This is a genomic window from Bacteroides sp. GM023 (genome assembly GCF_014750685.1).
Classification (GTDB): Bacteria; Bacteroidota; Bacteroidia; order Bacteroidales; family Bacteroidaceae; genus Bacteroides.
In genome coordinates, this window is the sequence record NZ_JAAXGE010000003.1 from 689,690 (window position 1) to 702,352 (window position 12,663).

A 12,663-nucleotide genomic window follows, 5' to 3' on the forward strand; every position below is an offset into this window, starting at 1 on the left:
AAAGAAAGTATGATTATATATAATAGTAGGCTGGCTAGAGCATTTTGTAATAAGAAGAGACAACATTATTTTATGATTTTCGGATGTTGCTTCACCCGCTATAAATATTTGGAAGTGTGGGAGGATATGGAGCTGCGGATTCATGAACGCCAATATCTCGAATGTTTCTTATTGGCTTTGTTACCTGCATTGGTGTTGTCCATCTTATTTTCCTGGTGGTTCATGTTGATTGCTTTTTTATGCTATCATTCATTATATTGGCTTGAAAGATGGTTCGGTCATCATTCTTCGTTTGATTGGGAAGCGTTGGAACATTGTGGTGACACGTTATATCTGAGGAAAAGGAAATCCCGCGCCTGGATGAAATGGTATGGAAAGAAAACATTGCCGCCATCAGAGTGGGATGATGATTAAATAATATCGCCGTTGCTGTGAAGCAACTTTTTCCCCATGAATTCATTCCCCTTGCCATTTTCTATCTGAATGACATGTTGTAGAAAATGGATTTATGAATTCAGAAACTTGCCTGTGAAGGTAGGAAACTATTGTTTGTTTTGTTTGTGTCGTGCATCTTTTTCCCGGTGGGGAGGGAGATGCACGCTTTTTTATGTTGAAATGGTGCTCATTCCTATTTTATTTATTATCTTTGCAACCAAATTTTCTACCAATAATGAAAATTAAAGAAATAGTAAGCGCCCTTGAACGATTCGCGCCTCTGCCATTGCAAGACGGATTTGATAATGCCGGCCTGCAAATAGGATTGACAGAAGCGGAAGCAACAGGGGCTTTGTTGTGTCTTGACGTTACCGAAGCTGTGTTGGATGAAGCTATCGCGTTAGGGTACAATCTCGTTATATCACATCATCCGCTCATTTTCAAAGGCTATAAGTCCATCACGGGTAAAGATTATGTGGAACGTTGCATACTGAAAGCAATAAAGAATGATATTGTAATCTATTCAGCGCACACCAATCTTGATAATGCCCAGGGTGGAGTCAATTATAAGATAGCCGAGAAAATAGGACTGAAGAATCTGAAAGTGCTTGAACCGAAAGAGAATAGCTTGGTTAAGCTGGTGACTTTCGTTCCTTATGCACAAGCCGATAGCGTACGCGAAGCACTGTTTGCTGCCGGATGCGGAAATATAGGTAACTATGATTCATGCAGTTATAATCTGAAAGGAGAGGGAACTTTCCGGGCAAACGAAGGAGCACATCCTTTCTGTGGAGCTATCGGAGAACTGCATCATGAAGATGAAGTGAGGATTGAAACCATTCTTCCTATATATAAGAAGGCAGAAGTCGTGAAAGCTTTGCTGTCTGTTCACCCCTATGAAGAACCGGCGTTCGACTTGTATCCGTTACAGAATGACTGGTCGCAGGCAGGTTCGGGAATTGTAGGCGAACTGGATGATTCGGAAACGGAACTTGAGTTCCTGAAACGTATCAAGAAAATCTTCGAAGTGGGCTGTGTTCGTCATAACAAGCTGACGGGAAGAGAAATACAGAAAGTTGCCTTGTGTGGCGGTGCCGGAGCTTTCCTGCTTCCACAGGCAATTCGGACGGGTGCGGATGTCTTTATTACAGGAGAAATCAAGTATCATGATTATTTCGGCCATGAAGGTGATATCCTGATGGCGGAAATCGGTCATTACGAAAGCGAACAATATACAAAAGAAATTTTTTATTCTATAATCCGGGATTTATTTCCTAATTTTGCGCTCCAATTGAGTAAAATAAATACGAATCCCATAAAATATTTATAAGTAAAATGGCTAGAGAAGCAAAAAAAGATCCGAATGAGTTGACGGTGGAACAGAAAGTGAAGACTCTGTACCAACTGCAAACTATGTTGTCTAAGATTGACGAGATCAAGACATTGAGAGGTGAACTTCCATTGGAAGTACAAGACCTTGAAGATGAGATTGCCGGTTTGAGTACCCGTATCGACAAAATTAAAGCTGAAGTGGATGAATTGAGATCTGCTATTTCCGGCAAGAAGGTAGAGATTGAAACGGCTAAAGCTTCGGTTGAAAAATATAAGTCACAACAAGACAACGTTCGCAACAACCGTGAATATGACTTCCTGACAAAAGAAATTGAGTTCCAGACACTGGAAATCGAACTTTGCGAGAAGAGAATCAAGGAATATTCTGCTGACAGAGAAGAAAAAGAGATTGAAGTAGAGAAGAACGAAGTGATTCTGAACGAAAGAAAAAAAGACCTCGAACAGAAGAAGAGCGAACTGGACGAAATTATCTCTGAAACCAAGCAGGAAGAAGAGAAACTGAGAGACAAAGCCAAAGATTTGGAAACTAAGATTGAGCCGCGTCTGTTGCAGTCATTCAAACGTATCCGTAAGAACTCCCGCAACGGACTGGGTATCGTGTACGTACAGCGTGATGCATGTGGTGGTTGCTTTAACAAGATTCCGCCTCAGAGACAGTTGGATATCCGTTCTCGTAAGAAAGTGATCGTTTGCGAATACTGCGGACGTATCATGATTGACCCGGAATTGGCTGGTGTACAGCTCGAGCATAAGGTAGAGGAAGCTCCGGCACCCACTACCAAAAGAGCAATCAGAAGAAAAACAGCAGAATAAGAGTTGGCTGTTTCACTATATTTTTCAAAGCTCCGCCTGATGGCGGGGCTTTTTTTATACTCCTTTCTTAACATTTCCGAAATAAACAAACCAAACCTTTAGTTGTTATCTTATCATTTCATAAAAACCTGAACTGATATGAATATACGAGTGTGGGGCACATCGCTCCTTATGTTTCTTTCGACTGTATCTGCGGTTGGACAAACTGCAAACCGCTATCTGAAAGCGCCTCTCCCCAGCGAATGGGAGGAGAGCGGAGAAGTATTTCAACAGACGCTTCCGGTGGACGATCACTGGTGGAAATCTTTCCAGGACACCAAGCTGGATTCTCTGATTGCCTTGGCTGTAGACCGCAATTTTTCTGTCGCAATGGCTATTAACCGTATATCTGCCGCCCGTGCCAATCTTTGGATGGAACGCAGCAACTTTTTTCCTTCCATCGGACTGAATGCCGGGTGGACGCGTGAGGAAACAAGCGGAAATACCAGTGCCCTGCCACAATCTACGGAACATTATTACGACGCTTCACTCAGCATGAGTTGGGAGATCGACGTCTTCGGCAGTATCCGCAAACGGGTAAAAGCACAAAAAGAGAATTTTGCCGCAAGCAAAGAGGAATATACGGGAGTGATGATTTCAATGGCCGCGGAAGTAGCCTCAGCCTATATCAACCTGCGGGAATTGCAGCAGCAACTTGAAGTGGTGAAAAAGAATGCCGCTTCGCAGGAAGAAGTGCTGAAAATCACGGAAGTACGCTATAACACCGGACTTGTCGCCAAATTGGATGTCGCACAGGCCAAGTCTGTTTTGTATAGCACAAGAGCTTCCATTCCGCAACTGGAAGCCGGCGTCAACCAGTATATTACGACATTGGCTGTTCTACTGGGCATGTATCCCCAGGAAATTCGTCCTGTTTTGGAAACGGTAGGAACACTGCCCGATTATATGGAACCTATCGGAGTGGGGATGCCTGTCGATTTATTATTGAGAAGACCCGATGTGCGGAGCGCGGAACGGAACGTAAATGCGCAGGCAGCATTGCTCGGAGCCTCTAAAGCCGATTGGTTGCCGAAAGTTTTTCTGAAAGGTTCATTTGGTTATGCAGCGCGTGATTTGAAAGACTTGGTGAAAAGTAAAAGTATGACTTATGAGATTGCTCCGGCATTGAGTTGGACGATTTTCAGTGGCGGGCAGTTAGTCAATGCCACAAGACTGGCGAAAGCCCAACTGGAAGAAACGATTAACCAGTTTAATCAAACGGTGTTGACTGCCGTACAGGAAACTGATAATGCAATGAATTCCTATCGAAATTCTATCAAGCAGATTGTGGCACTGAGAGAGGTGCGCAATCAAGGCATCGAGACATTGAAACTTTCCTTAGAACTTTATAAACAGGGGCTTTCACCTTTTCAGAATGTGCTTGACGCACAGCGTTCGCTATTATCTTATGAGAATCAGTTGGTACAGGCGGAAGGAAGTTCGTTGTTACAACTCATTGCCCTTTACAAAGCCTTGGGCGGTGGATGGCGAGAATAAATAGAATCTATAAATAAAATATAACCTAACGGATATGAAAAAACTAATGTATATCTTTCTTGCGCTACCGATATTGACAGGGTGCAAGGAGAAGAAAAGCGCAGGAGCGATGGGAGGGATGCCTACTCCTGAAATTAGCGTGACTAAACCCATAGTGGAGGATATTACCCTGACGAAAGATTACCCGGGTTATCTGACAACGGAGCAAACGGTCAACTTGGTGGCAAGGGTAAATGGTACATTGCAGTCCACTTCTTACACTCCGGGAGGAAGGGTGAAGAAAGGGCAGTTGCTGTTCGTTATTGAACCTACCTTATATAAGGATAAAGTGGAACAGGCGAAAGCGGATTTGCAAACTGCCCAGGCTCAACTGGAATATGCACGGAGTAATTATAGCCGTATGAAGGAAGCTATCAAGAGTGATGCGGTAAGTCAGATACAGTTGCTTCAGTCGGAAGCGAATGTGACAGAAGGCATTGCGGCCGTGAATAATGCGGAAGCGGCTTTGAGTACGGCACATACAAACCTGGGATATTGCTATGTCCGTGCCCCGTTTGATGGGACTATCACGAAGTCGACTGTGGATATAGGAAGTTATGTAGGCGGAGCATTGCAGCCTGTGACATTGGCTACTATTTATAAGGACGATCAAATGTATGCATATTTTAATGTAGCGGATAACCAATGGCTGGGAATGGCGATGAACAATGAGCAATCGGCAAAGAATCTGCCACAGAAGATTATGGTACAACTGGGTAAGGACGGAACGGAATCTTATCCTGCCGTATTGGATTATCTGTCTCCGAATGTGGATATGAGTACGGGAACATTGATGGTGCGTGCCAATTTTGACAATCCGAAAGGAGTTTTGAAGAGTGGATTGTACGTGAGTATTACGCTTCCTTATCGGGAAGCCAAAAATGCGGTATTAGTGAAAGAAGCTTCTATCGGAACCGATCAGTTAGGTAAATATCTGTATGTTGTAAATGACTCGGATATAGTTCATTACCGCCATATTGAGGTGGGGCAGTTGATGGGTGATACCTTGCGCCAGGTGATGAGCGGGATTTCTCCGCAAGAGCGGTATGTCACGGAAGCTCTGATGAAAGTCCGGGACGGAATGAAGGTGAAACCCATACCATAAAGGGAAGTTCTTTCATTTTAAGTATTAATCCAAAACTCATAGATTTATGTTTTCTAAATTCTTTATAAACCGACCGATCTTTGCTACGGTGCTTGCCCTGCTCATCGTGGTAGCCGGTTTGGTGACACTAAATATATTGCCTGTTGCGCAGTTTCCGGAGATTACACCGCCAACTGTACAGGTATCCGCCGTTTATCCGGCAGCAAATGCCGAGACGGTGGCTCAAACGGTAGGTATTCCTATCGAACAGCAAGTGAATGGTGTAGATGGTATGCTCTATATGTCTTCCAATTCTTCTTCTTCGGGAGCATACTCTCTGACTATCACTTTTGCTGTCGGTACGGATATTGATATGGCAACCGTGCAAGTACAAAACAGGGTAAGTATTGCACAATCTTCACTTCCTGAACCGGTAGTGGTGCAGGGGGTGACTGTACAGAAACAATCTTCGAATATTGTTATGTTCCTGACGATGACTTCACAGGATTCTGTCTACAACAGCTTGTATCTGACCAACTACGCTAAATTAAATCTTGTCGACCAACTGACACGTGTACCGGGAGTCGGTGCGGTGAACGTTATGGGAGCGGGCGATTATTCAATGCGTGTCTGGCTGGATCCCGAAGCCATGCGGATTCGTAATATTTCACCGCAACAAGTCTATCAGGCCATACAGTCACAGAATGCGGAAGTTTCTGCCGGATATATAGGTCAGCCCATCGGACAGGATAATAAGAATGCGTTTCAATATACGCTGAATGTGCAGGGAAGGCTTAATTCGCCGGAACAATTCGGTGATATCATCATCCGGACAGAGAAAGATGGAGCGATGCTTCGCCTGAAGGATATTGCCCGGATTGATTTGGGTTCTGCTTCTTACAGCGTAGTGTCCCGGTTGAATGGAAGACCTACGGCCGCCATCGCTATTTATCAGCAGCCGGGCTCAAATTCATTGGATGTTTCGAAAGGGGTGAAAGCCAAAATGGAGGAATTGGCTGCCAATTTCCCGTCAGGAGTCTCTTATAATGTTACACTGGACACAACGGATGTGATTCATGCTTCTATTGACGAAGTAATGGTGACGTTCTTTGAGACAACCTTGCTGGTGGTACTTGTTATTTTCCTCTTCCTTCAGAATTGGAGGGCGGTTATTATTCCTTGTCTCACTATTCCGGTTTCTCTGATTGGTACGCTTGCTGTGATGGCGGCATTCGGTTTCTCTATCAATACGCTGACTTTGTTCGGATTGATTTTGGCCGTTGCCATTGTGGTGGATGATGCGATAGTGGTGGTGGAAAATGCTTCGAGGTTGTTGGAAACCGGGCAATATTCACCTCGTGAAGCTGTGACGAGGGCAATGGGAGAGATTACCGGCCCGATTGTAGGTGTGGTTCTTGTACTGCTCGCCGTGTTTATTCCTACAATGCTGATTAGCGGTATTTCCGGCCAGTTGTATAAACAGTTTGCCTTGACTATCGCTGCTTCAACGGTGTTGAGCGGTTTTAATTCATTGACATTGACACCTGCGCTTTGTGCGTTGTTCCTTGAAAAGAGTAAGCCGTCCAAGTTCTTCATTTACAGAGGATTCAATAAAGCTTATGATAAAACGCAAGGTGCGTATGACGGGATAGTGAAATGGCTGCTCAAACGTCCGGGATTCAGTTTTATATCTTATGCCATTCTGACGGTGATTGCCGTTTTGCTCTTTATGCATTGGCCTTCTACGTTTGTTCCCGATGAAGACGACGGGTATTTTATTGCTGTGGTTCAGTTGCCGCCGGCTGCCAGTTTGGAACGTACGCAAGCGGTTGGAGATAAGATAAATGCCATACTTGATTCGTACCCTGAAGTACAGAATTATATCGGTATCTCGGGTTTCTCCGTCATGGGCGGTGGAGAACAGAGTAATTCGGCCACTTACTTTGTCGTGCTGAAAAACTGGAGTCAGAGGAAAGGGAAGGAGCATACGGCTGCTGCCGTTGTCAATCGTTTCAACGGTGAAGCGTACATGACGATTCAAGCCGGACAAGTATTTGCGATGGTGCCGCCGGCTATTCCCGGATTGGGAGCTTCGGGTGGTCTGCAACTCCAGGTGGAAGACCGGAAAAACCTGGGGCCGACTGAGATGCAGCAGGCCATCAATGCACTGCTGGCTTCTTATCATACCAAACCTGCTTTGGCTTCCATATCCAGTCAGTATCAGGCAAATGTGCCGCAATATTTCCTGAATATCGATCGTGATAAAGTTCAATTCATGGGAATTGCCCTGAATGATGTCTTTTCTACGCTGGGATATTATATGGGAGCGGCATATGTGAATGATTTTGTAGAATTCGGACGCATTTATCAAGTGAAAATTGAAGCACGCGATCAGGCTCAACGGGTCATTGATGATGTGCTGAAGTTGAGTGTGCCGAATTCGGCAGGAGAGATGGTGCCTTTTTCTTCCTTTACGAAAGTAGAAGAACAGTTGGGACAAGATCAGATCAATCGGTATAATATGTATTCTACTGCGGCTTTGACTTGCAATGTAGCTCCCGGAAGTAGTAGCGGACAGGCTATTCAGGAAGTAGAAGCACTGTTCAAGGAACAGTTGGGAGATGAGTTCGGTTACGAATGGACGTCTGTTGCCTATCAGGAAACACAGGCGGGCAGTACGACGACTATTGTTCTGATTATGGCTCTGATTGTTGCCTTCCTGGTGTTGGCTGCTCAATATGAGAGTTGGACAAGTCCGGTAGCGGCTGTCATCGGATTGCCGGTGGCACTGTTGGGGGCAATGATTGGTTGTTTGATTATGGGTACTCCGGTGAGCATTTATACACAGATCGGTATTATCCTGTTGATTGCCCTTTCGGCAAAGAACGGAATCCTGATTGTGGAATTTGCCCGTGATTTCCGTGCCGAAGGTAACTCTATCCGTGAAGCGGCATTTGAAGCAGGACACGTTCGTCTGCGTCCGATTTTAATGACGTCTTTTGCTTTCGTTTTAGGAGTAATGCCATTGTTGTTTGCCACGGGAGCAGGTGCCGAAAGTCGTATTGCATTGGGTGCCGCAGTGGTATTTGGTATGGCTATGAATACTTTGTTGGCTACTGTTTATGTTCCTAACTTCTATGAACTGATGCAGAAATTGCAGGAAAGATTCAGCAAGAAGAAAGATGACGACGGGAAGAAAGAAACCGTAACGCAGAGCTAAAAAAGCTGATTGCAGGCTATCAGGAGCATGGCTGATTATAGTGTCGCTATATGCTCGGGATAGGGTAAGTATAACAAGTAAATAGCGTCACTATCCCGAGCAGATAGTGACGCTATTTTTATTCAATGGACAGAGCCTTTTTTCTAACGGGTAAACAGATGTGATTCTATTATAGAGAAGCGTAGTCCGGAATATCTTTCAGAAAAGTATAGCTCTGATTCTCATAATCCATCCGGCAGCAATAATGTTGCATCCCGTTGCTGACAATCAGATAATCTACTTTCAGCACCATATTATATCGGGTAATTTGGTCGAAGACTGCCTGTGTGATTTCAATATGCGGAGCTTTATATTCTACAATCATCCGGGCGGATAAATCTCTACGGTAGAGCACCGTATCACATCTTTTGATAGTACTGTTCAGCTTTACCATCACTTCATTGGCAAGGAGTGCGGATGGATACCCTTTGTGTGCAATAAGAAAGTGAACGAAGTGCTGTCGTACCCATTCTTCAGGGGTAAGTGCGACATATCGTTTGCGAATCACGTCGAAAATTACATTTTTTCCGTTTCGTACGTTTATTTTAGTGTCGAATACTGGTAGGTTTAACGATAACATTTATTATTTTTGTAAGTTAAATAACGGGTTCCTTTATTTGGAACCACAAATTTAATGAAATTATGAAAACAAAAGAAGAAATCGTCACTAATTGGCTGCCGCGTTACACAAAACGTAACCTGGAGGATTTTGGAGAGTATATTCTGTTGACTAACTTCAACAAGTACGTAGAGATTTTCGCCAATCAATTTGATGTTCCAATATTAGGTAGGGATGCTAACATGATCTCTGCTACTGCTGAAGGTATTACAATGATTAACTTTGGTATGGGAAGTCCTAATGCCGCCATTATCATGGATTTGCTGGGTGCCATTCGCCCGAAGGCGTGTCTGTTCCTTGGTAAATGCGGAGGTATCGACAAAAAGAATCAGCTTGGTGATTTGATTCTTCCCATTGCCGCTATCCGCGGTGAAGGAACTTCCAATGATTACTTCCCACCTGAAGTTCCGGCATTACCCGCATTTATGTTGCAGCGTGCCGTTTCTTCATCTATCCGTGACTATGGGCGTGACTACTGGACGGGTACTGTATATACCACCAACCGCCGCATTTGGGAACATGACGAAGCATTCAAGGAATATCTGAAAACGACTCGTGCCATGGCAGTGGATATGGAAACGGCTACTTTGTTTAGTTGTGGCTTTGCCAATCATATTCCTACTGGCGCATTGTTACTGGTTTCCGACCAGCCAATGACTCCTGATGGAGTGAAAACGGATAAGAGTGATAGTCTGGTTACCAAGAATTATGTAGAGGAACATGTGGAGATTGGTATCGCTTCTTTGCGTATGATTATTGATGAAAAGAAAACTGTAAAACACTTGAAATTTGACTGGTAACTCCCGGTCTTGAAAGATATATATGGCAAAACAAGAATTGACGTGCGATGATATTCTCAAGGAATTGAGGGCGAAGCAGTATCGTCCTATCTATTATCTGATGGGGGAAGAATCGTACTATATCGACCTGATCGCAGATTATATTACGGATAATGTGTTGAACGAGACGGAAAAGGAGTTCAACCTGACGGTTGTGTATGGTGCCGACGTAGATGTAGCCACCATTATAAATGCCGCGAAACGTTATCCGATGATGTCTGAACATCAGGTGGTAGTGGTGAAGGAAGCACAGGCAATCCGTAATATGGAAGAGTTGTCTTACTATCTCCAGAAGCCGTTGCTCTCTACTATTTTGGTGATATGCCACAAGCACGGCACATTAGACCGAAGGAAGAAGCTGGCTGCCGAAATAGATAAAGTGGGCATACTATTCGAATCGAAAAAAATAAAGGATGCGCAGTTACCGGGCTTTATATCTTCTTATATGAAGCGTAAAGGTGTGGATATGGAGCCTAAAGCGACGGCCATGTTGGCTGATTTTGTTGGCTCTGATTTAAGCCGCCTGACGGGTGAACTGGAAAAGCTGATTATTACTTTGCCCACTGGTCAGAGGCGTGTGACCCCTGAACAAATTGAAAAGAATATTGGTATAAGCAAGGATTATAATAACTTCGAATTGCGGAGTGCGCTTGTAGAAAAGGATATTCTCAAAGCAAATAAGATAATAAAATATTTTGAGGAGAATCCGAAAACTAATCCGATACAGATGACGTTGTCTCTGCTTTTTAGCTTTTACTCTAACCTTATGCTGGCATATTATGCTCCTGATAAATCGGAGCAGGGAATTGCCGGTATGCTGGGGCTAAAGACGCCTTGGCAAGCTAAAGATTATCTGGCTGCCATGCGAAAATACAGCGGAGTAAAGACGATGCAAATCGTTGGTGAAATACGATATGCTGATGCAAAATCAAAAGGAGTAAAGAACAGCTCAATGACAGACGGGGATATTCTCCGCGAATTAGTGTTTAATATTTTGCATTAGGAAGAGCGGGATTTTGATATAAAAAGAAGGCGTATACTTTTACTATATATAGAATAGAGTATATGCCTTTTTTATATTCCCGAAATTACGTTTTTATTCTGATAGTATAGCTTCTATATTTTGAATAAAAAATTGAACAATAAATTCACTCAATTTTTCCTATCTTCTCTTGATTGCTAATCTGCCTTTAGCGAACTTTTTATTTCTGCATTTTAATTCCGTTTAGTTGTTCTCGATATTATTCTTTAGTTGGATGAGGAGATTTTTCCTATTGAAAAATTCGGATTTCTATTGAAATATAGTAGAAGCAAAAATAGGAACAGGCTAAAACTGATTTAGTCCATGACAAAGTGGAAAATCCTTTTTAGATAATGATTTCAAAATATCATTTTGATAGTTTGAGGGTTTTTAGTCGATAATTACTGCTATTTTTCTATTTCAATTAAATAGAGAGCTTGAATAATATAGCTTAAATATCTATATTACAGTATATTATGTGTAATTTGACCTTCCTAGAATTGAAAAAATACAATGAATTGGGAGATGGGACGGAAATATCGCAAGGATTTGATATTTAAGGGTGGAATGTAAAGGATGATTTGATGAAATCATAAAATACATTCGTAAATAATGGTGTTCATCCTTTATTTTATTGCAACTGCAACTTCTTGTATTTACGTTTGTGTATTTCTTCTTGTATATTTGTGATTAGTATATGTGTGAATGATATACATATGTGTTTAATTGTACGTTGTCACAAATGTACATTTCTTGATTTACAAAACTGAATTTTATTGTATAAATGTAGTAGGAGAGTGTTTAACACTCATATTTACATGTGTTATATACTTGAATATCATATATATATACTGATTATATGATTTATTGCTGTAAATCAATGGTTTATCGGTGGTATATTTTTGTGAATATCGTAATTGTACTTACGTTGTTTATACATAATACGCTTATAATCTGATGATAATAGCTATTATTTAAATAGGAGATATAATGATAAAATACGGCTTATTATCTATCGTACAAAAGTAATATTCTAAATGTGAATAATTAAATACGTTTGTAATATTGATATTTTTATATTTGTAATTTGCTTTTGTGAAATGTAATATTTACCTTTGTATAGTGATTGATTTTATATGTATTTTTGTGAAACCAGCATTTAGTACTACAATTGTAATTCAATAAAGGCGCAGTATGGAAATAAAAGACAGAATTAGAATGATTATGGAAAGGGAAAAAGTTCCCCCCAGAGTTTTTGCTGAAACAATCGGAGTTCAACAGTCTACTCTTTCTCATATTCTAAATGATAGAAACAAGCCGAGTCTGGAAGTAGTGATGAAAGTTCACCAAACCTATAGTTATGTAAATCTTGAATGGTTGCTATATGGAAAAGGTGAAATGCTGGCTTCTGCAGAAGAGTCTTCACTAGCTTCTCCTAATGGTGATTATCAGCCTTCTTTATTCGACGAGAATCCTGTAAATCCGTCCAAAGAGACGATTGCTCCGGAAAATCGCAGGGAAATGCCGTTAAGAAACACTGAAAATGCACCTAAAGAGATTGTAAAACAGGAGATTAGGTATATAGAAAAGCCTGCCAGAAAAATCACTGAAATAAGAATTTTCTTTGATGATAATACCTATGAAACGTTTAGACCTGAAAAATAA

10 protein-coding genes are annotated in these 12,663 nt (G+C 42.1%); 9 read left to right on the top strand and 1 reads right to left on the bottom strand.

Annotation, left to right across the window (positions count from 1 at the left end; translation table 11 throughout):
• The first annotated feature begins 9 nt into the window (after positions 1-9).
• The 6 genes from HC965_RS09575 (at position 10) to HC965_RS09600 (ending at position 8,480) form a co-directional block, all read left to right on the top strand.
• Positions 10-414, top strand: a complete 405-nt coding sequence (locus tag HC965_RS09575; RefSeq protein WP_191031271.1) for a hypothetical protein — start codon at positions 10-12, stop codon at positions 412-414.
• 256 nt (positions 415-670) lie between these two features.
• Complete coding sequence (locus HC965_RS09580; protein WP_191031272.1) at positions 671-1,765, top strand: Nif3-like dinuclear metal center hexameric protein; 1,095 nt, start codon at positions 671-673, stop codon at positions 1,763-1,765.
• Between the two features lie 5 nt (positions 1,766-1,770).
• A complete protein-coding gene (locus HC965_RS09585; RefSeq protein ID WP_191031273.1) occupies positions 1,771-2,601 on the top strand; it encodes a zinc ribbon domain-containing protein in 831 nt (276 codons plus the stop codon).
• Positions 2,602-2,739: 138 nt separating this feature from the next.
• A complete protein-coding gene (locus HC965_RS09590) occupies positions 2,740-4,137 on the top strand; it encodes an efflux transporter outer membrane subunit (RefSeq protein WP_191031274.1) in 1,398 nt (465 codons plus the stop codon).
• Between the two features lie 34 nt (positions 4,138-4,171).
• Positions 4,172-5,281 carry an efflux RND transporter periplasmic adaptor subunit gene (locus HC965_RS09595; protein WP_191031275.1) on the top strand — a complete coding sequence of 370 codons (1,110 nt, stop codon included), beginning with the start codon at positions 4,172-4,174 and terminating at the stop codon, positions 5,279-5,281.
• Positions 5,282-5,327: 46 nt separating this feature from the next.
• Positions 5,328-8,480 (top strand): efflux RND transporter permease subunit, encoded by a 3,153-nt coding sequence (locus HC965_RS09600; protein ID WP_191031276.1) that lies wholly within the window; start codon positions 5,328-5,330, stop codon positions 8,478-8,480.
• A 169-nt stretch (positions 8,481-8,649) separates the two neighbouring features.
• Here the strand turns inward: HC965_RS09600 and HC965_RS09605 are convergent, their stop codons facing one another.
• On the bottom strand, positions 8,650-9,099 hold the full coding sequence (locus tag HC965_RS09605; RefSeq protein ID WP_191031277.1) for a type I restriction enzyme HsdR N-terminal domain-containing protein: 450 nt from the start codon (positions 9,097-9,099) through the stop codon (positions 8,650-8,652).
• Positions 9,100-9,161: 62 nt separating this feature from the next.
• Between HC965_RS09605 and HC965_RS09610 the strand changes: the two genes are divergently transcribed.
• The 3 genes from HC965_RS09610 to HC965_RS09620 all read left to right on the top strand — a co-directional run bounded on the left by HC965_RS09610 (position 9,162) and on the right by HC965_RS09620 (position 12,663).
• Entirely contained in the window at positions 9,162-9,938 is a 777-nt protein-coding gene (locus HC965_RS09610; protein ID WP_191031278.1) for an AMP nucleosidase, read from the top strand.
• A 22-nt stretch (positions 9,939-9,960) separates the two neighbouring features.
• Positions 9,961-10,980: a DNA polymerase III subunit delta gene (gene holA / locus HC965_RS09615; RefSeq protein WP_191031279.1), complete on the top strand. Its 1,020-nt coding sequence runs from the start codon at positions 9,961-9,963 to the stop codon at positions 10,978-10,980.
• A 1,212-nt stretch (positions 10,981-12,192) separates the two neighbouring features.
• The gene (locus HC965_RS09620) at positions 12,193-12,663 is read left to right on the top strand and encodes a helix-turn-helix domain-containing protein (RefSeq protein ID WP_191031280.1); all 471 of its coding nucleotides are present in this window, start codon (positions 12,193-12,195) and stop codon (positions 12,661-12,663) included.